We start from the raw sequence: 17,582 nt of genomic DNA, 5'->3' as shown, positions 1-17,582 counted from the left end.
GGACTCCACGTGTTCCCTACTGGGCAATCGCGACTGCCCGGGGCAGCCTGGGGAAGTCGCCGATGTCCGGAGTATGGCCCGGCCGCATTCGACGGCAGCGCGGGTTCTCCGGGGGAAACCCGGCACTTCGGAGAACCGCCGATGTGGGGAGGTGGTGACACGGCGGCGTTCGAGGGAAGCAGCCGCGTTCGGCGGAAGCGCGGCGTTGTCCGGGTCAACGGGTCAGGAAGGCGCGCGGCCATTCCGCTCTTTGGCCGGCGGTGGCGGCCAGGAGGGTCAGGGCCACGCCGGCGGCGCCGGTGAGCAGGCCGGGGTCGTCCGCGGAGTCGCCGGGCGCCTCGGGATCGGTGAAGACGAACGGCAGGCCGGGGTCGCCACGGTCGAGGAGTTCGTCAAGCAGCTCGGGCACCGCCTCACGGGCCGCACCGCTCACGGCCGCGAACTCCAGACAGAGCGCCAGAATCCCGGACAGGCCATGACAGAGAGCAGGCGAGAGGATCTTCGTGTCACGCGCCCGCCACAACACGCCCTCGAACCCCTCCACCGCCCGCCTCCGCACCCCTTCGTCACAGGTCGCCTCGGCCACGGCGAGCAATCCCCCGCACACCCCCGGACCACCGTGACACCAGCCAGGCGGACCACAGTGCGACTCCCCCGCGGCCGACTCCCCACCAACCGGTCCCTCTACCGCCGACTCCCCACCGACCGGTTCCCCTGCCGACGGCTTCCCACCAGCCCACTCGCCTGCCGACGGCTCCCCACCAACCGGCTCGCCGATCGCGGGCGCCTCACGGGACGGCGCGAACGCCGCCGGCGCGTCATGGGGCAACGCGTCGGCCCACGCTCCCTCGCCGGACAGCGCGCCGGGCGACGACGCGTCGCCGTTCGCCCGCCAGGGGAGGCCGTCCGGCCAGAGCGGGCCGTGCCGGTCGACGGTGGCGGCGTCGAGGATCCGCCGGGTGAGGATGTCGAGGGCCTGCCGGTGCCCAGGACGCCGGTGACCGGCCCGCCAGGCCGCGGCGAGCGCGGCGGCCACCCCGGCCAGACCGCACGCGACGGAGGCAGCCGAAGGTCGGCCGAGCCTCGAAGCGAAGTCGGACCCCGAGGCGAAGTCGGACCCCGAGGCGAAGTCGGACCCGAAGGCGGCGGAGGTGCCGGGAGTCGGAGTGCCGGGGAGTGTCGCGGTCAGGTGGATGAGGGCGTCGGTGAGGTGGTGGAGCGCGGCGGTGACGGCTGCGCCCGGCGTCTCGACGGAGGCGAGGTGGACGAGCGTACCCGCGGCACCGCTCAGCAGGTCGTAGCCGGCGCGGGCCCCCGAGGCCCGGCGGGAGGGGACGCCGAGCACCTGGGGGAAGGGGGTGTCGAGCAGCTGGCGGGCGAGCCGTTCGTGCAGCCGGACGAGGCTCGGCCGGAAACGCGGCTCGTCCCGCGCGCACTCGGCCAGCACCATCGCGACGCCACCGGCCCCGTCGAACAGCCCGGCACCCGGGTACGGCTCCCGGTGCGCGATGGTCACCGCCTCGCGGATGTGGGCGAAGGCGGTGGCGTGGTCTCCGATACCGGCCCGCGCGGCGTGCAGATGGAGCAGGGCGAGACCGGCGTGGCCGTGACCGAGGCCCGCCGGGAGCGAACGCCCGCCGGACGCGCGGGAAGGGTCACCCGCGAGCAAGTGGGCGATGGCGGTGCGCTCCACGATCAGCCGGGCGTACTCGCGTGCCCGCGAGGCCGGGGGCGCGCCGGACCGGCCGGTCGGCGTGACGAATGTGGGCGGCATGCTCTTCCTCACTGCATCCGGCGAATCGGTAGATGTCAGACTGAGGAGGGGTGCTGCCGTGTCCAAGCCTCACGGCAGCGCCCTTCACCCCGGGCGGCGAGGACCGGCGGAAGGACCAGCAGTGGACGGGGGAACCCGGCAACCGACTCCGCCCCCATGGTAACTCCTTGTATCCATCAGGCGACACAGCGCGCCCGGAGGACACACCGGGGACGGCGGGCGACCGGCGCTACGCGGAAGGAGTGAACGAGGTGGTGCGGGTGAGGCCGGCGGCGCGTCCCTTGGCGGCCACCACCAGGGCCATCTTGCGGGACGCCTCGTCGATCATCTCGTCGCCCAGCATGACCGCACCCCGCTTCTCGACGGTCGTGTAGTACTCGTAGGCGTCGAGGATCAGCTCGGCGTGGTCGTAGTCCTCCTGGGCCGGGGAGAACATCTCGTTGGACGCCTCGATCTGGGTGGGGTGCAGGACCCACTTGCCGTCGAAGCCGAGGGCGGCGGCGCGGGCGGCGACGCGGCGGAAGCCGTCCAGGTCCCTGATCTGGAGGTAGGGGCCGTCGATGGCCTGGAGGTCGTGGCTGCGCGCGGCCATCAGGATGCGCATGAGGATGTAGTGGTAGGCGTCGCCCTCGGTGTACCCGGGCGGCTGCTCGCCGACCACCAGGGTGCGCATGTTGATCGACGCCATGAAGTCGGCGGGGCCGAAGACCAGGGTCTCCAGGCGTGGTGAGGAGGCGGCGACGGCGTCGATGTTCACCAGGCCCCTGGCGTCCTCGATCTGGGCCTCGATGCCGATGCGGCCGACCTCGAAGCCCATCGTCTTCTCGATCTGGGTGAGCAGTGTGTCCAGCCAGACCACCTGGGTGGGGTCCTGCACCTTGGGCAGCATCACGCAGTCGACGAACTCGCCCGCGCCCTCGACGACCTCGATCACGTCCCGGTAGGTCCAGCTCGTGGTCAGGTCGTTGACCCGGACCACCCGGACCTTGCCGGTCCAGTCGCCCTCGCGCAGCGCGGCGACGATGTTCTTGCGGGCCTCCTCCTTGGCCAAGGGGGCGACGCTGTCCTCCAGGTCGAGGAACACCTCGTCGGCGGGGAGCCCCTGCGCCTTCTCCAGGAACCGCGGGTTGCTGCCGGGCACGGCGAGGCACGAGCGTCGTGAGCGCATGGCCCCAACGGTAGCGGGGGCGGCACGGACCGGGACAGCCCGCCCCGCCCGGACGGCCCCGTAGTGAAAGCCCCACAAAGCGAACGCGACGTTCTTGGTGCGTACCCTGTTCGCCTTCGGCCCGGCGAGCAGCAAAATGGGCTTCAAGCCAGACAAGGGAGTAAGAACATGGCAAATGTCTACGCGGCGCGGCGTGCCGTACTGACCGATCTGCTGCCGGGGGCGTGGGCCCGCGACGTGGTGCTCGTGGCCGGCGCGGCGGGGCTGACCGGTCTGGCCGCGCAGGCTAGCTTCCCGCTGCCGGGGACCCCGGTGCCGATGACGCTGCAGACGCTGGCGGTGCTGCTGTCCGGAGCCGCGCTCGGCCCGACGCGCGCCTTCCTCGGCATGGCCCTCTACCTCGTCATGGGCCAGATCGGCCTGCCGTGGTTCGCGCCGTCCGGCGGCAACGCGACGCTCGGGTACATCGTCGGCTTCGTGCTGGCCGCGACCGTCGTGGGCGCCCTGGCCGGGCGCGGCGGCGACCGTACGCCGCTGCGCACGCTGGCCACGATCGCGGGCGGCACCGTGCTCATCTACGCCGTGGGCGTGCCGTGGCTGATGGTGGCCACCGGCGCGGACCTCGGGACGGCCTTCCAGCAGGGCGTGGTGCCCTTCCTGATCGGCGACGGGCTCAAGGTGCTGATCGCGGCCGGGCTGCTGCCCGCCGCGTGGAAGCTGGTGCGCAGGGGCGCGCCGGACGCCTGACCTCCCTGGCACCGTGGCCGCGGCCGGCGCCCCCCGCATTGGCCGGGGGCGCCGGCCGCGGCTACGCTGCGAGAGATACGGCCAAGTATGTCAGGACATCTTCTAACGGGGGTTTGACGAAGAGTCCGGCATTGTGGGGGGAGCGGGCGTTTCGCCTGCTTCAGACGGGTGTCATGCTCGTCGCACGGAATGGGGGGAGCCACGTCCATGCGCGTCCTCATCGTCGAAGACCAAGCCTCGCCCGCCGGCATCGTGGCGGAGGGCCTGCGCGACGAGGGCATCAGCGCCGATGTCGCCTGTGACCGCGACAAGGGCGCACTGCTCGCCTCGGCCTACGCCTACGACGTGATCGTGGTCGACCGGGACGCTCCGGCGCTCGGCGACGAGCAGGTACGCCGCGAGCTGGCCAGGGGCAGTGCGCGGATCCTCCTGGTCGCCGCCGCGGGCAGCGTCCCCGGCCCGACCGGGGCCGACGCGTACCTGTCCAAGCCCTTCACCTACCCGGAACTGATCGCCCAGGTGCGCGCCCTCGGGCCGGGCGGCGGACGTAGAGTCGTCTGGTGAGCCTGCCGCTGATCGAAGAGGGCGCCAAGAAGTCGAGCGTCCTGTGGGTCTGGCTGGACCGGCCGAGGCTGGCCTGGCACGCGTGGCACGACGGGTCGATCTACCTGGTCACCGGGGGCGGTGAGCAGCGGCTGCCCGGCCTGGCGGAGGCCGGCCGGGTGCGGGTGACGCTGCGCAGCAAGGACAACGGCGCCGAGCTGGTCGCGTTCGAGGCGGCTGTCGAGGTGGTCGATCAGGAGGCCGCCGCGGACGCGGTGGCCGCGCTCGCCAAGGAGCGTCTCAACGCCGTGGACGGCGCCGGCCTCACCGGCCGCTGGGCCGCCGCCTCCCAGGTCGTACGGCTCACGCCTCTGCCTTGAGCATCGCGGGCTGTGCCTCCGGCGCGACCACCGGCCCGTCGGCGTGCGGGAGCCTCGCGGTGGCCGTCTGGGCCAGCAGGGCGCCGCCGATCACGATGAGCCCGCCGACGATCTGGAAGCCGCCGAGCGCCTCGCCCACCAGCACCCAGGCGACGATCGCCCCGGCGATGACCTCCAGCGTGGCCACCGTGGAGCCCACGGCGGCCGACAGCCGGCGGACCGCGGTGACGCCGGTGATGTAGCCGAGCACGGTGGCCACCAGGATGAGCCACAGCGCGGCGCCCGCCACCGGCAGCGTGGTCCCGTCGAGGGTCGCGGTACGGCTGAGCACCGCCCAGTCGATGTTCCACGGCCGGGACAGCGGGACGAGCACCACCGCGGAGCCGACGAGACCCCAGGCGATCAGCCCGAGCGGGTCGACGTCGTCCCCGAAGGCGTCGCTGAGCAGGAAGTACCCGGCGCAGCAGCCCGCCGCGGCGAAGGCGAGCAGCAGCCCGACGCCGTCCAGCCGCAGCCCCTGCCACACCTCCACGACGATGCCGAGCCCGACGACGGCGACCACGGCTCCGAGGTAGGCGGAGCGCGGCACCCTGATCCGGCGGACGAACCGCACCCAGAGCACCACCATGACCGGCGCGGTGTACTCGATCAGCAGCGTCACGCCGACCGGCAGCCGCGTGATCGCCTGGAAGAACAGCGCCTGCACCGCCGCGATGGCGATCAGCCCGTAGGCGGCGGTGAACAGCAGGCGGTCCTTGGGGATGCGCAGCGCGCGGGGCCGGAAGACCGCGAGCACGGCGACGAGCAGCAGGCCCGCCCCGGTCATCCTGATCCAGACGGCTTCGATGGGCGCCAGCCCCGCCGCGCCGAGGAACTTGGCCATAGGCCCGGAGAACGCGAAGCACCAGGCCGACGTGACCGCGATGGCCAGCCCCGTTTTTCTCATGACAGATCCGCCCGTGTAATGACCGTATGACGAGTTGGATGCTGTCATACCGGATCAGACGTGGGCAACACCTTTGAACTTGTCGGGATTCCGCACCAGCCAGATGGTGCTGATCTTGCCATCGGTGACGTCGATGGCGCTCACCGAGTCCACGCCGCCGACGGTGGTGATCAGCAGGCCGGGCATGCCGTTGATCTCGGCGGGCCGGAAACCCCACGCGGCCCGCCCCTGGTCGATCATCGCGACGAGCCAGCGGGCCACGACCTCCGCGCCGCGCATCGGGCGCAGCGCCGCCCGCACCTTGCCGCCGCCGTCCGTCCAGGCGGTCACGTCCGGCGCGAGCATCTCCATCACCCGGTTGATGTCGCCGCCCAGGCAGGCGTTCAGGAACTCCTCGGTGACCCGCCGCCTGACCTCCGGGGAGGACTCGAAGCGCGGCCTCCTGGCCTCCACGTGCGACCGCGCCCGGCGGCCGACCTGCCGCACCGCCGTCTCGGCACGGCCCAGCGCCTGACCGATCTCGACATAGGAGAACCCGAACACCTCCTTGAGCACGAACACCGCCCGCTCCAGCGGCGACAGGCTCTCCAGCACGACCAGCAACGCCATGGAGATCGACTCGGCCAGCTCCACCTCGTCCGCCGCGTCGTGCGTGGTGACCAGCGGCTCGGGCAGCCACGGCCCCACGTAGGACTCCCGCTGGACGGCCACCGAACGCAGCCGGTTGATCGACAGGTTGGTCACGGTCCTGGCGAGGTAGGCCCGCGGCTCGCGCACCGGCGTGGTCGTGTCGTTCCAGCGCAGCCAGGCGTCCTGCACGATGTCCTCGGCATCGGTGACGGAGCCCAGCATCCGGTAGGCGATGCCGAACAGCATCGGCCGGTGCTCCTCGAAGACCCGCGTCCGCTCACCCGGCTTCATCGTCCGCCCCCCGCCGCTCCCGCCCGGCCAACGGTACGGCACAGCGGTCCGAGAAGCCCTGGGACGTGAGGCCGAACGCGCTGTTCACCCGGGACCGCAGATTCTCCACCGCGACCAGCGCGGTGATCTCCACCACGGCCGCCTCCCCCAGCCGGTCCAGGAGCCGGGTCACCATGTCGTCGGTGACGGCGGGCGGGGTCTCGGTCATGGCCTCGGCGTACTCCATGACCAGCCGCTCCAGTTCGGTGAACGACTCGGGGGACTCCCGCCAGTCGAGCGCCAGCCGTACCTTGTCCGCGGGCAGGCCCAGCTCGTTCGCCTCCCAGTGGCCGAAGTCCACGCACCACGAGCAGCCGATCCGCACCGCGGAGACCATCACGGCGAGGTGTTTGAGCAGCGGGTCGGCGGCACGCCACTTCGCGACGCGCTGCTCCAGCCGGACGTAGGTCACGGCCACCCTGGTGTTGTGCCCGTAGGCGCGGCCGGGATCGAGCACCGCGCCGTACCTGTGCCGGGAGTACCACTCGGCGAGCCGCCACAACGGGCCGCGGGGGACGTCCAGCGAGATGCGAGCCATGTTCTCCTCCTCTTTCTCACCAGGGGGGACAAGCCGCCGCCAGAAAACGTGACACGCCGGGCGGCCGGAGGGGGCCCCGGCCGCCCGCGTTCTACGCTTGCGAGGTGAGGGTCTTCATCGCGCGGCTGGCCGGCACGCCGGTCTTCGATCCCGCCGGGGACCAGATCGGGCGGGTGCGCGACATCGTGGCCGGGCTGCGCGGCACCGCGCCGCCCGCCGTACACGGCATGGTGATCGAGATGCAGCCGCGCCGCCGGGTGTTCCTGCCCATCACCCGGGTGCGCGGCATCGAGGCCGGCGCGGTGATCTTCACTGGCAAGATCAACACCCGCCGGTTCGAGCAGCGCGCGGCAGAGACGCTGGTCATCGGCGAGTTGCTCGACCTCACGGTCGAGGTGGCGGACACCCGGATGACCGTGTTCGACCTGGGGATGGAGGAGGTGCGGCCGTCCCAGTGGCTGATCACGAAGGTGGCCGTGCTCAAGGGCGCGATCGGGCTGGGGCTGCGGCGGCGTGGTGAGACGCGCATCGTCGACTGGGGCGAGGTGAAGGGGTTCGGCGTGGTGCAGGGGGATCAGGGCGCGGCCAGCCTGCTGGCCGCCTTCGAGTCGCTGCGCGCCGCCGACCTGGCCACCGCGCTGCACTCGCTGCCCGGCAAGCGGCGCGGCGAGGTCGCCGCCGCGCTGAACGACGACCGGCTCGCCGACGTGCTGGAGGAACTGCCGGAGAGCGACCAGATCGACATCCTCGGCGTGCTGGAGGCCGAGCGGGCGGCCGACGTGCTGGAGGCGATGAACCCCGACGACGCCGCCGACCTGTTGCAGGACCTCCCGGCCGAGCAGGCCGAGGCCCTGCTGACGCTGATGGAGCCGCGGGAGGCCGCGCCGGTGCGCCGGCTGCTCACCTACGAGGAGGACACCGCGGGCGGCATGATGACCAGCGAGCCGGTGATCCTGCCGCCCACCGCCACGGTCGCCGAGGCGCTGGCGCACATCCGCCAGCAGGAGGTGCCGCCGCCGATGGCCGCGCAGGTCTACGTCACCCGCGCGCCGACCGAGACGCCCACCGGCAGCTATCTCGGCATGGCGCACTTCCAGCGGCTGCTCCGGGACCCGCCGTCCACGCTGCTCGGCGCCGTGCTCGACGACTCGATCGACCCGATCAAACCCGAGCTGCGGCTGCCCGAGGTGACCTCCTACCTCGCCACCTACAACCTGGTCGCGGCGCCGGTGGTGGACGAGCTGGGCCGGCTGGTGGGCGCGGTCACGGTGGACGACGTGCTGGACCACCTGCTGCCCGACGACTGGCGCGAACCGGACGAGGCCGGCCATGGCGACTGAACGGCTGGACCAGCCGCGTGACCTGCGCCGCACGCTCCGGCCGCACTACGACCCCGAGGCGTTCGGCCGGTTGTCCGAGCAGATCGCCCGGTTCCTGGGCACCGCGCGCTTCCTGGTCTACATGACGGGATTCATCGTGGTCTGGGTGGTGTGGAACGCCCTGGTGCCCGAGTCCCTGCACTTCGACCCCTACCCGTTCATCTTCCTGACGCTGATCCTCTCGCTCCAGGCGTCGTACGCGGCGCCGCTGATCCTGCTCGCGCAGAACCGGCAGGACGACCGGGACCGGGTGCAGTACGAGCAGGACCGGCTGATCACCGACCGGAACCAGGCCGAGACGGAGTACCTCACCAGGGAGATCGCCGAGTTGCGGATCGCGCTCAGCGAGGTGGTGACCCGCGACTACCTGCGCGCGGAGCTCCAGCGGCTGCTCGACGACATGGAGGAACGCTCCCCCGGGCGGCGGGGACGCTGACTGTTCCCCCGGTCACCGGGGCGAAAACGGCACTGCAGGTTCGGCATACCGGCCCAGGGTTCATACCATGGACTCATGGCACCTACCCCGGAGCAGGTGACGGCGGCGCTGGCGACGGTCAACGACCCCGAGATCCGCAGGCCGATCACAGAGCTCGACATGGTCAAGAGCATCGACATCTCCCCAGAAGGGGTAGTGCGCGTAGGCATCTTCCTGACCGTGGCGGGCTGTCCCATGCGCGACACCATCACCCGTGACGTCACCAACGCCGTCGGCAAGGTCGCCGGCGTGCAGAGCGTCAAGGTGGACATGGATGTCATGAGCGCCGAGCAGCGCAAGACGTTGCAGACCAAGCTGCGCGGCGACCGCGGTCCGGAGAAGGAGATCCCCTTCGCCAAGGCCGGTTCGCTGACCCGCGTCTTCGCGGTCGCCAGCGGCAAGGGCGGCGTCGGCAAGTCCTCCGTCACGGTCAACCTCGCGGCGGCGATGACGGCGAGCGGGCTCAAGGTGGGCGTCGTGGACGCCGACATCTACGGCCACTCGGTGCCCCGGATGCTCGGGGTCAGCGACCGGCCGACCAAGGTCGAAGACATGATCATGCCGCCGGTGGCGCATGACATCAAGGTCATCTCGGTCGGCATGTTCAAGCCGCCGGGCAACTCGCCGGTCGTGTGGCGTGGCCCGATGCTCGACCGCGCGCTGCACCAGTTCCTCGCCGACGTCTACTGGGGCGACCTCGACGTCCTGCTCATGGACCTGCCTCCGGGCACCGGCGACATCGCGATCTCGGTGGCCCAGAAGCTGCCGGGCGCCGAGATCCTGGTGGTGACCACGCCGCAGCAGGCCGCGGCCGAGGTCGCCGAGCGGGCCGGTTCCATCGCCGCGCAGACCCACCAGCAGATCGCCGGTGTGATCGAGAACATGGCGTGGCTGCCCTGCCCGCACTGCGACGAGCGCATCTCCGTCTTCGGCGAGGGCGGCGGGCAGACCGTCGCCGACGCGCTGACCCGCACCCTGGGCGCCCGCGTCCCGCTGCTCGGCCAGGTGCCGATCGACATGCGGCTGCGCGAGGGCGGCGACGAGGGCAAGCCGCTCGTCCTCACCGACCCCGACGCACCGGCCTCCGTCGAGCTGCGCCGGATCGCCGACTCGCTGAGCAAGAAGTCGGGCAGCCTCAAGGGCCGCCACCTCAACCTCTCCCCCGCGGGCCGCTGACCCGCCCGTCTCACCGACCGCCCGTCTTACAGGCCGGCCGGCCCCCGTCCTCAGGCGGCGGGGCCGGCGGCCCGGGTGGTCAGCCAGTGCTGGTGTGCCGCGACCAGCCGCCGCCACAGGTCGCCCCGCTCATCGTGGCCGACGTCTGAGAGGGTCAGCCCGAAGACGTCGGCCAGCGCCGTGAAGTAGTCCTCGGGCTCCTCCAGGGTGCGGGTGCCGGCCAGCTCGCCGACCCTGGTGAGCACCAGCCCGCGCAGCATGTCGGCCCCGGTGGCGTCTCGCCGGGCCACCGTGGCGACCCGGACGAACCCGGAGTCGGGCGACGTCGTCAACCGGGCGTGCTGCCCGGCGAAGGCCGACATCCCGGTGGGCTCGGAGCGGAAGTCCATGCCGAGGAAGCTGCCGCGCCCGTCGTGGTCGAACCGCCACCCGCCCGGCACCGCCTCCGAAGGGCGCAGGCCGAACGTGAACGGCCCCTGCTCATAAACGCCCGCCACGAGCGGCAGCGGGTCGTGCAGGCCGTCCCCCATGCCGAGGTCGACCAGCCAGCGGCCCTCCGGCGACTGCGGCGCGGGCAGCCCGGAAACGGTGATCACGAGGTGGTCGGCGTTGGCCCCGGCCGCCGCCGCGGCGCTGCCCTGCACCCCGCCGACGTGCCGCGTCACCTCGTAGCCGAGGGCGCTCAGCAGCAGCGAGAACGCCCCGTTGAGATGGAAGCAGTAACCGCCCCCGCCGAGCACGATCCGCCGCGCCGACTCCGTGGGATCCACGGTCGTCGGCCGGCCCAGCCAGATCTCCAGGCACTCGTAGGGCACCCGCTCGGCGTGGGCCCGGTGCAACGCGTGCAGCCCCTCGACGCTCGCCTCCTGACCGGCGAGCCTGCCGAGCCCGAGCCGGCGCAGATAACCGGCGACATCCACCTGTTCCCTCACAGCCGGAGACTCTACGCGGCACGGGTGACAATCCCTCGGTCAGGAGGCCGGACGGGTGGCGGTCACGGCTTGCGCTGCTGACGGAGCGGGACCCGGTTGCCGTCCGGGTCCACCGCCTCGATGCGAACCCCGAACGGATAGTCCTCGGGTTCGGACTGCTTGAAGGTGACGCCACGCCGGCGCAGGATCTCGAAATCCTTTCGCAGATCCTCGGATTCGAGGATCAGCGGACCGGGCGTGGCCTGCCCGCCCACCTCGCCCGGCTGTCCCGCGGCCGCCGCATGCGACCACAGGAGGATCTGCACCGGGCTGTTGGGAACGCCGACGGTGAGGAACCACCCGTCGGGCCCCGAGAAGTCGACCCGCTCTCCAGGCCGAGTCCCTCGGTGTAGAACTTCAGCGCGCGGTCCTGGTCGGTGACGTAGATCGTCACGTACATGATGTCGGTCAGCAAGGTGTTCTCGATTCACTCGTTGATGCGACGACCGTTCGTATTCGGTCGTCGCACCTATGACGAGTGCCGACGGGAGAAGGTAACAGGACCTGGGCGAGCTGAAGATCGAAGAGTCGGCCGGGGCACTACAAGGGAGTTCCAGGTGAGCCGCCCTGCTTGAAAGGTGCCTTTGGCCCGCCACGTCGTTGCATCTAAGGCGGTCAGGACACGGACTCGATGTCCAGGACCGCCTTGCCGTGCAGGCGGCGGCCGAGCAGGGCCTCGGTCGCCTTGGCGGCCTCGTGCCAGGAGCCCCGCCAGGAGATCTGCGGGTCCAGCTGTCCGGCGGCGATGCGGCCCGCCAGCCAGCTCAGGTCGGGCGCCAGGTCCTGGCAGCCGAGCAGGAAGAACGTCACGATCGAGCGATCGTGCCGGCCCTGGTCGCCGAAGAAGGCCCCGAAGGGGAAGTTCTCCCCCTTGTCCGCCGAGTGCCCGACGGCGACCAGGGTGCCGCCCTCGGCCAGCCGGTCGTACGCGGCCACCAGTTGGTCGCCGCCCACCAGGTCCACGACGCCGTGCACCGGCTCGGTGACCTCGTGCGGCCCGGACACCACCTCATCCGCGCCAAGTGCGCGCAGGCTGTCGCCGTGCGCGGCCGGGTCGCCGGTGGAGGCCACCACCTGGGCGCCGCCGAGGTGGGCCAGTTGCACGGCGTACCGCCCGACTCCGCCGGTCGCGCCCGTGACCAGCACGCGCCTGCCGAGGATCGGGCCGATCCGGTGGAGCGCGCGTAGCGCGCTGGCGCCCGCCACCGGGACGGTGCTGATCGCGCCGAGGTCGCCGTCTCGTGGCACAGCGCCGACGAGATGGGTGTCGACGGCGCGGAGTTCGGCCCAGGCTCCGGCGCCGGCGAGCGTGACCACTCGCGTGCCGGCGGCCGGGCCGGTTCCGTCGGCGGCGGCACGTTCGACGATCCCCGCGGCGTCCCAGCCGAGGACGGTTCCCTCGGGGGCGTGCTGGAGGCCGAATGCGACCTCGCCGTGGTTGAGCGAGGTCGCCGTCACCCGGACCAGCGCCTGGTTCGGGGCGGGTACGGGATCGGGGGCCTCACCAAGTCGCAGGCCGCCGGGCGCGGAACGGTCGACGAGCAGAGCACGCATGGGTTTCTCACCTTCACCGAGAGGTATATGCCACTGAGTGGCGTAAGACTACAGGAGGCGTTCGCGCACGAGATACACTCAGGCCGGTGAACACCGAGATCCCCAGTGGACTGCCGCTGCGCGAGCGCAAGAAGCTCCGCACCCGCCAGGCGCTGATCGACACCGCGCTGGAGCGGTTCACCGAAAGCGGTTTCGACGGCACGACGCTCGACGAGCTCTGCGCCGCCGTCGAGGTTTCCAAGCGCACCTTCTTCCGCTACTTCGACAGCAAGGAAGACGTCGCGATGGCGCCCACGCAGGATCTGTGGACCGCCTTTCTGGAAGACCTCCGGACCTGGCGACCGGACGGCCGCACGCTTCTGGCGCAGCTTCAGGAAACGCTGTTCACCGCGCTCGGCAGGATGCCCGACGAGGGCTGGGTGGACCGCGTCCTGCTCACCCGCCGGCTGGCCGCCCGGACGCCGTCGATGAACGCGCACGGACTGCAGTTCTGCGACCGCACCACCCGCGCCGCGATCACGATCCTCAAGGAGCGCTTCGGCCTGGCCGACCCTCACGACCTGCGGCCCCGGCTGGCCCTCGACATGTTGATCGCGGCCTTCCACTGCGCGCTGGAGGAGCTGACGTTCCAACCCGGCCCCGCGAACCGCGACGACCTCACCGCCCGCCTCCGCGATGCGTTCGCCGCGATCCCGGGCAGCGTCACGATGACGCTGTGAGATGCGGGCACGCCGGGGATGTCGTCGTCATCTGCCCCGTCTGGTCCCCCCGTCTCTGATCACTGTCGCAGGGGGACCTTCTTCTCCCCGGCGGACCGCGGGCTTCTGCCGTACCGCGCCACGAGGTGACGGGTCAGGGCGAGCCCGGCCAGCACGGCCACGAGGACGCACACGCCCCACCATCCGACCTGGGCATAGGTGCGCACACCGAGCCAGGAGCCCGCGCTGCCGCCCAGGAAGGCGCAGGTCATGTAGGCGGTGTTGAGCCTGCTGCGGGCGTCGGGACGCAGGGCGAGGACCCGCGCCTGGTTGGCGACCATGCCCGACTGCATGGCGACGTCGAGCAGCAGCGTGCCAAGGACGAGGGCGGCCAGGCCCGGCGCGCCGCCCAGCGCGCCCACCGCGAGGATCGCGGCCGAGGCGAGCGCTCCGAGCATGCACACGAGGTTGACCGGATCGGGCCCCCGGCGGTCCACCAGACGCCCGGCGAACGGGGTGCAGAACATGGTCGCCCCGCCCACCAGGGCGAGCATCCCGACCGCCTGGACGCCCAGGCCGTACACCGGACCGTTGAGCAGGAGTGCGAGGCACGTCCAGACGGCCGAGAACCCGGCGAAGACCGTCGCCTGGTAGAAACACGAGCGGCGCAGCTCCGGCTCCGTGCGCAGCAGACGCACCGACTCGGCCAGGAGCGCGGGGTACGGCTGCCGCGAGGGCGGGGTCGTGACCGGCACCGCGAAGGCCAGGGCCGTCGCGATGAGCAGGACCAGGACCGCCGCCACCAGATAGGGCGCCCGCCACCCCAGCCATTCGCCGAGGGCGCCGCCGAAGGTGCGGGCCAGCAGCATGCCGCCGATCGACCCGCTCAGCAAGGTGCCCATCACCGCTCCGCGGCGGTCGTCGGCCACCAGTCCGGCCGCCAGCGGGACGACGATCTGCGCGGCCACGGTCGTGACGCCGACGAGGGCACTGGCGCCGACGAGAAGCGGCAGGGCCGGCGCGCTGCCCGCGGCGAGCAGGCCCAGGCCGGTGAGGGCGAGCAGGGTGACCATGAACGGGCGGTGCGGGAGCCGGTCGCCGAGCGGCACCAGCAGGAAGATCCCGGCCGCGTAGCCGAGTTGGGTCGCGGTCACCACCAGGGCGGCCGAATCGGGTGACACGTTCAGCCCGGCGGCGACCAGCGGGCTGATCGCCTGCGGGAAGTAGATGTTGCCCACGGCCACGGCGCAGGTCATGGCCAGGAGCAGGACCATCCGGCGGCTCACCCCGGTCCCCCGGCCGGATGACCCGGCCGGAGACGAACCCCGCCGCGGTGCAGGCGCTGTCCTCCGGCCGTGCGCGCCCCGAAGTCGCGGCCGGGCCTGCGGCCGGTGGCGAAGGGCATGTCGCTCACCACGGAGCCACCCTCGTCACGGTCGCTGTGCGCCTGATCTCTGTCATGGGCCGAAGCTCACACCGGAGGCGTTCGTCCGGTCAAAGAATGTAGCCTGCAGCTTAATGATGAGCTTCGAACTCGGCGTCGAAGACCTCGCGGACACCCGGTTCGCCATCTCGCCGGTGCAGGAGACGCTGTTCAGCCTGTGGGCGCTGCGCGACCCCGGCCGGCACGCCGTACACCTCCCGTGGCGCAGATCCGTGCTGGGCGAGCTCGCCGCGGTCGACACCCGCCTCCTGCTGTCCCTCGTCGGCGGCAGCCTCGCCCTTCCCGACTTCCTGACCCCGCGCCCGGAGACCTTCGCACCCGTCTTCGAAGACCAGCTGGCCACCGTGCGCGGCACCTCACCCGGCCTTGTCCGCCGCGACATTCTGGCGACGCACGCGGGCGGCGAACTCCCCGGCGCACTCCGCCAGGTGACCGCGCCCGGTGACGAACCCGTCCGCGAGCTCCTGGACGCCGTCTGCGAGGCTCTCCAGCACTACTGGGACGTCGCCCTCAAGCCTGCCTGGTCCCGGATGCGGCTCGTCCTGGAGACCGACATGACCTATCGGGCGCGGCGACTCGCCACCGGAGGCGCGCGCCTGCTCTTCGCCGACATGCATCCGAACCTGCGCTGGCGGGACGGGGTGCTGCGCATCGACAAGATGATCGGCGGGCACCATGTCGCGGTGTCCGGCCGGGGGCTGCTGCTGATCCCGTCGCTGTTCGCCTACAAGCCCGTCCCGCCGCTCGACCCGGCGGAACCCCCGTTGCTGGCCTACCCCTGCCGTGGCGCGGCGACCCTGTGGGCCGAGGCGCCGAAGGCCGACCCCGGCGCCCTCGCGTCCCTACTCGGCCCGCCCAAGGCGCGGCTGCTCGGCCTGCTGGAGGAGCCGCTGCCCACGATCGAGATCGCCCGCCGCCTCAAGGTGACCCCGAGCGCCGTGTCCCAGCACCTGCGCGTGCTGCACGCCACGGGACTGGTCAGCCGGGCCCGCGACGGACGGCAGATGCTGTACCGCCGCAGCCCCCTCGGCGACCGACTGGCCGGCCCGCATCACAGCCGGGCGATGTGAGCCCCCGGGCCCGTGCCGATGAGGCTCCGTGCCTGTGTTCGGGCCGGTCCGGCCTGGTTCTCGTGAGCCATGACTACGCGGCGATGTGTTCCGGGCGGGCGCCCATGCCGATGCACCTCCACGCGGCCGTCGGCGGTGTCGGCCAGGACACCGGTCACCCGTCCTCGCTCGGTGACCAGCTCCGTCGCCTCGGCGCGACGCAGGAGGCGGAAGGAAGGGTAAGCCGCGGCCTTGCCGGCCAGGAAGTCCAGCACGTCCCACTGCGGCATGAACGCGATGTAGGGGCAGCGCACCTTCAGGCGGCTGAAGTCGGCGAAGGTGACGTCCTTGCCGCCCAGGTTGACCGTGACATAGGGCATTTTGGTGTGCGGAAGGCGGAGGAACTCATCGATCCATCCCAGCTCGGCGATCAGCTCCAGCGTGGAGGGGTGGACGGTGTCACCTCGGAAGTCCCTGAGAAAGTCGTGGATCGTGCACGACGGCTCAGCCGGCAGACCGGCCTGGGGCGACCCCCCATGGCGATGCCGGCGTGGACAGGGGCGGCCCGCATTCGGCGGGTGCGCAGCCCCACAACAGCGGTCCGGCTGGCGGGCACCCTCGACATTGAGTCTCTTATATGCGATATAAGCACACCTCGCCAGCTCGTTCTTGCGAAGGCATACCGGTCTTTGATTCAGCAAGTGCGAGATGTAGGGTTTCGCTCGTGACGGCGTTTCGGATCAGGGACGGTCGCTGCGCCATTCGGGGCGGGCGCGAATTCCGGTGGGCTCCGAGCCACCGGCCGTCCCCCTTTCCGCACCGGCGAGGTCACCGGAAGACGGCCGCGCCGACCCGGCCGTCTTCCACCAGCTCTTTCGTGGAAATCCCCGATCGCACTCGCATCGCGAGTCAGTAAGGAGTTTCAGTGCGCAGCCGTCTTCACCGGTGGGCCCTCGCGGCGCCCGCCCTCGCGCTGGTGCTGGGCCTGGCCGGCTGTGGTACCGGTTCCGGCGACACCGCCGCTCCGGCCGCCTCCGGCTCGGCCGCCTCCACTGCCCCCGCCGCCACCTCGCTGACGGTCTTCGCGGCGGCTTCGCTCACCGAGACCTTCACCGAGCTAGGCAAGACCTTCGAGTCGGAGAACCCCGGCACGAAGGTGACCTTCAACTTCGGCTCCAGTGCCACCCTCGCCCAGCAGATCGTGCAGGGCGCCCCCGCCGACGTGTTCGCCGCGGCCAGCCCGGCCACGATGAAGACCGTCAGTGACGCCTCGCTGGCCGGCACTCCGACGACGTTCGTCCGGAACAAGCTGGAGATCGCCGTCCCGGCCGACAACCCGGCCAAGGTGGACGACCTGCAGGACCTCGCCGACTCGAAGGTGAAGGTCGCGCTGTGCGCGGAGCAGGTGCCGTGCGGCGCCGCGGCGGTCAAGGCGCTGGACGCGGCCGGGCTCAAGGTCACCCCGGTCACCCTGGAGCAGGACGTCAAGGCCACCCTCACCAAGGTGGAGCTCGGCGAGGTGGACGCCGCCCTGGTCTACAGGACCGACGTGATCGCCTCCGCGGGCAAGGTGCGGGGCATCACCTTCCCCGAGGCCGACAAGGCGATCAACGACTATCCGATCGCCACCCTGACCGGCGCCCCGGCTCCGGACCTCGCCAGGCGCTTCGTCGATCTGGTGCTGTCGCAGCCGGGTGAGACTGTGCTGACCAAGGCCGGTTTCGAGGCTCCGTGACCGGAACGACGCTCACCCGGGCATGAGCTCGCCGGTCACCAACGC

General features: G+C 71.7%; 20 protein-coding genes. 9 read left to right on the top strand and 11 right to left on the bottom strand.

What is annotated here, in order from left to right:
* Positions 1 to 214 precede the first annotated feature (214 nt).
* Positions 215 to 1,774 carry a lanthionine synthetase LanC family protein gene (locus QSK26_RS13145; RefSeq protein WP_285775365.1) on the bottom strand — a complete coding sequence of 520 codons (1,560 nt, stop codon included), beginning with the start codon at positions 1,772 to 1,774 and terminating at the stop codon, positions 215 to 217.
* Positions 1,775 to 2,003: 229 nt separating this feature from the next.
* Positions 2,004 to 2,942, bottom strand: coding sequence for an HpcH/HpaI aldolase/citrate lyase family protein (locus QSK26_RS13140; protein ID WP_285775364.1), 939 nt, complete (start codon positions 2,940 to 2,942; stop codon positions 2,004 to 2,006).
* Positions 2,943 to 3,110: 168 nt separating this feature from the next.
* Here QSK26_RS13140 and QSK26_RS13135 point away from each other — a divergent pair, with 168 nt between their 5' ends.
* The 3 genes from QSK26_RS13135 to QSK26_RS13125 all read left to right on the top strand — a co-directional run bounded on the left by QSK26_RS13135 (position 3,111) and on the right by QSK26_RS13125 (position 4,612).
* Positions 3,111 to 3,689 (top strand): biotin transporter BioY, encoded by a 579-nt coding sequence (locus QSK26_RS13135; protein WP_285775363.1) that lies wholly within the window; start codon positions 3,111 to 3,113, stop codon positions 3,687 to 3,689.
* Positions 3,690 to 3,896: 207 nt separating this feature from the next.
* Positions 3,897 to 4,253: a response regulator transcription factor gene (locus QSK26_RS13130; RefSeq protein ID WP_285775362.1), complete on the top strand. Its 357-nt coding sequence runs from the start codon at positions 3,897 to 3,899 to the stop codon at positions 4,251 to 4,253.
* Positions 4,250 to 4,612: a hypothetical protein gene (locus QSK26_RS13125; RefSeq protein WP_285775361.1), complete on the top strand. Its 363-nt coding sequence runs from the start codon at positions 4,250 to 4,252 to the stop codon at positions 4,610 to 4,612. Before QSK26_RS13130 ends, QSK26_RS13125 begins: the two co-directional genes overlap by 4 nt.
* On the opposite strand, the gene QSK26_RS13120 is transcribed toward QSK26_RS13125, so the two are convergent.
* Genes QSK26_RS13120 through QSK26_RS13110 form a run of 3 tightly spaced genes read right to left on the bottom strand, consistent with a single transcriptional unit; the run spans position 4,596 to position 7,056 of the window.
* Positions 4,596 to 5,558, bottom strand: a complete 963-nt coding sequence (locus QSK26_RS13120; RefSeq protein ID WP_285775360.1) for an EamA family transporter — start codon at positions 5,556 to 5,558, stop codon at positions 4,596 to 4,598. The genes QSK26_RS13125 and QSK26_RS13120 overlap by 17 nt on opposite strands.
* Before the next feature lie 54 nt (positions 5,559 to 5,612).
* Positions 5,613 to 6,479 carry an RNA polymerase sigma-70 factor gene (locus QSK26_RS13115; RefSeq protein ID WP_285775359.1) on the bottom strand — a complete coding sequence of 289 codons (867 nt, stop codon included), beginning with the start codon at positions 6,477 to 6,479 and terminating at the stop codon, positions 5,613 to 5,615.
* On the bottom strand, positions 6,466 to 7,056 hold the full coding sequence (locus tag QSK26_RS13110; protein WP_285775358.1) for a carboxymuconolactone decarboxylase family protein: 591 nt from the start codon (positions 7,054 to 7,056) through the stop codon (positions 6,466 to 6,468). The genes QSK26_RS13115 and QSK26_RS13110 overlap by 14 nt, the downstream gene beginning before the upstream one ends.
* Positions 7,057 to 7,160: 104 nt before the next feature.
* On the opposite strand from QSK26_RS13110, the gene QSK26_RS13105 reads away from it, so the two are divergent.
* From QSK26_RS13105 to QSK26_RS13095, 3 genes are all read left to right on the top strand, one after another.
* The gene (locus tag QSK26_RS13105; RefSeq protein WP_285775357.1) at positions 7,161 to 8,396 is read left to right on the top strand and encodes a magnesium transporter MgtE N-terminal domain-containing protein; all 1,236 of its coding nucleotides are present in this window, start codon (positions 7,161 to 7,163) and stop codon (positions 8,394 to 8,396) included.
* The gene (locus QSK26_RS13100) at positions 8,386 to 8,871 is read left to right on the top strand and encodes a DUF1003 domain-containing protein (protein ID WP_285775356.1); all 486 of its coding nucleotides are present in this window, start codon (positions 8,386 to 8,388) and stop codon (positions 8,869 to 8,871) included. The genes QSK26_RS13105 and QSK26_RS13100 overlap by 11 nt, the downstream gene beginning before the upstream one ends.
* A gap of 75 nt (positions 8,872 to 8,946) precedes the next feature.
* Complete coding sequence (locus tag QSK26_RS13095; RefSeq protein ID WP_285775355.1) at positions 8,947 to 10,086, top strand: Mrp/NBP35 family ATP-binding protein; 1,140 nt, start codon at positions 8,947 to 8,949, stop codon at positions 10,084 to 10,086.
* Between the two features lie 50 nt (positions 10,087 to 10,136).
* On the opposite strand, the gene QSK26_RS13090 is transcribed toward QSK26_RS13095, so the two are convergent.
* From QSK26_RS13090 to QSK26_RS13080, 4 genes are all read right to left on the bottom strand, one after another.
* Positions 10,137 to 11,018, bottom strand: coding sequence for an arylamine N-acetyltransferase family protein (locus QSK26_RS13090; RefSeq protein ID WP_285775354.1), 882 nt, complete (start codon positions 11,016 to 11,018; stop codon positions 10,137 to 10,139).
* 62 nt (positions 11,019 to 11,080) lie between these two features.
* Positions 11,081 to 11,323, bottom strand: a complete 243-nt coding sequence (locus QSK26_RS13085) for a VOC family protein (protein ID WP_285775353.1) — start codon at positions 11,321 to 11,323, stop codon at positions 11,081 to 11,083.
* Positions 11,242 to 11,457 (bottom strand): VOC family protein, encoded by a 216-nt coding sequence (locus tag QSK26_RS41785; RefSeq protein WP_352244323.1) that lies wholly within the window; start codon positions 11,455 to 11,457, stop codon positions 11,242 to 11,244. The genes QSK26_RS13085 and QSK26_RS41785 overlap by 82 nt, the downstream gene beginning before the upstream one ends.
* Positions 11,458 to 11,672: 215 nt before the next feature.
* Positions 11,673 to 12,611 (bottom strand): zinc-binding dehydrogenase, encoded by a 939-nt coding sequence (locus QSK26_RS13080; protein WP_285775352.1) that lies wholly within the window; start codon positions 12,609 to 12,611, stop codon positions 11,673 to 11,675.
* 86 nt (positions 12,612 to 12,697) lie between these two features.
* Here QSK26_RS13080 and QSK26_RS13075 point away from each other — a divergent pair, with 86 nt between their 5' ends.
* Positions 12,698 to 13,330 (top strand): TetR/AcrR family transcriptional regulator, encoded by a 633-nt coding sequence (locus tag QSK26_RS13075; RefSeq protein ID WP_285775351.1) that lies wholly within the window; start codon positions 12,698 to 12,700, stop codon positions 13,328 to 13,330.
* Positions 13,331 to 13,389: 59 nt separating this feature from the next.
* On the opposite strand, the gene QSK26_RS13070 is transcribed toward QSK26_RS13075, so the two are convergent.
* Positions 13,390 to 14,583: an MFS transporter gene (locus tag QSK26_RS13070; protein ID WP_285775350.1), complete on the bottom strand. Its 1,194-nt coding sequence runs from the start codon at positions 14,581 to 14,583 to the stop codon at positions 13,390 to 13,392.
* A gap of 244 nt (positions 14,584 to 14,827) precedes the next feature.
* On the opposite strand from QSK26_RS13070, the gene QSK26_RS13065 reads away from it, so the two are divergent.
* On the top strand, positions 14,828 to 15,823 hold the full coding sequence (locus QSK26_RS13065) for an ArsR/SmtB family transcription factor (RefSeq protein ID WP_285775349.1): 996 nt from the start codon (positions 14,828 to 14,830) through the stop codon (positions 15,821 to 15,823).
* Here the strand turns inward: QSK26_RS13065 and QSK26_RS13060 are convergent.
* A complete protein-coding gene (locus QSK26_RS13060) occupies positions 15,805 to 16,503 on the bottom strand; it encodes an FAD-dependent monooxygenase (protein WP_285775348.1) in 699 nt (232 codons plus the stop codon). The genes QSK26_RS13065 and QSK26_RS13060 overlap by 19 nt on opposite strands.
* A 224-nt stretch (positions 16,504 to 16,727) precedes the next feature.
* Between QSK26_RS13060 and modA the strand changes: the two genes are divergently transcribed.
* The gene (gene modA / locus QSK26_RS13055; protein WP_285775347.1) at positions 16,728 to 17,537 is read left to right on the top strand and encodes a molybdate ABC transporter substrate-binding protein; all 810 of its coding nucleotides are present in this window, start codon (positions 16,728 to 16,730) and stop codon (positions 17,535 to 17,537) included.
* The last annotated feature ends 45 nt before the right edge of the window (positions 17,538 to 17,582 follow it).

Origin of the sequence: Microtetraspora sp. NBRC 13810 (genome assembly GCF_030268685.1) — a bacterium.
Taxonomy (GTDB): Bacteria; Actinomycetota; Actinomycetes; order Streptosporangiales; family Streptosporangiaceae; genus BSRQ01.
The sequence above is the reverse complement of the archived record's forward strand: the minus strand, read 5'-3'. Positions and strand labels throughout refer to the sequence as shown.

Bases quoted from the DNA above. Each gene is read 5' to 3' on its own strand.
- QSK26_RS13100 (WP_285775356.1), top strand. From the start codon at position 8,386: ATGGCGACTGAACGGCTGGACCAGCCGCGTGACCTGCGCCGCACGCTC.
- QSK26_RS13140 (WP_285775364.1), bottom strand. From the start codon at position 2,942: ATGCGCTCACGACGCTCGTGCCTCGCCGTGCCCGGCAGCAACCCGCGG.
- QSK26_RS13120 (WP_285775360.1), bottom strand. From the start codon at position 5,558: ATGAGAAAAACGGGGCTGGCCATCGCGGTCACGTCGGCCTGGTGCTTC.
- QSK26_RS13065 (WP_285775349.1), top strand. From the start codon at position 14,828: ATGATGAGCTTCGAACTCGGCGTCGAAGACCTCGCGGACACCCGGTTC.
- QSK26_RS13145 (WP_285775365.1), bottom strand. From the start codon at position 1,774: ATGCCGCCCACATTCGTCACGCCGACCGGCCGGTCCGGCGCGCCCCCG.
- QSK26_RS41785 (WP_352244323.1), bottom strand. From the start codon at position 11,457: ATGTACGTGACGATCTACGTCACCGACCAGGACCGCGCGCTGAAGTTC.
- QSK26_RS13110 (WP_285775358.1), bottom strand. From the start codon at position 7,056: ATGGCTCGCATCTCGCTGGACGTCCCCCGCGGCCCGTTGTGGCGGCTC.
- QSK26_RS13130 (WP_285775362.1), top strand. From the start codon at position 3,897: ATGCGCGTCCTCATCGTCGAAGACCAAGCCTCGCCCGCCGGCATCGTG.
- QSK26_RS13080 (WP_285775352.1), bottom strand. From the start codon at position 12,611: ATGCGTGCTCTGCTCGTCGACCGTTCCGCGCCCGGCGGCCTGCGACTT.
- QSK26_RS13095 (WP_285775355.1), top strand. From the start codon at position 8,947: ATGGCACCTACCCCGGAGCAGGTGACGGCGGCGCTGGCGACGGTCAAC.
- QSK26_RS13115 (WP_285775359.1), bottom strand. From the start codon at position 6,479: ATGAAGCCGGGTGAGCGGACGCGGGTCTTCGAGGAGCACCGGCCGATG.
- QSK26_RS13135 (WP_285775363.1), top strand. From the start codon at position 3,111: ATGGCAAATGTCTACGCGGCGCGGCGTGCCGTACTGACCGATCTGCTG.
- QSK26_RS13070 (WP_285775350.1), bottom strand. From the start codon at position 14,583: ATGGTCCTGCTCCTGGCCATGACCTGCGCCGTGGCCGTGGGCAACATC.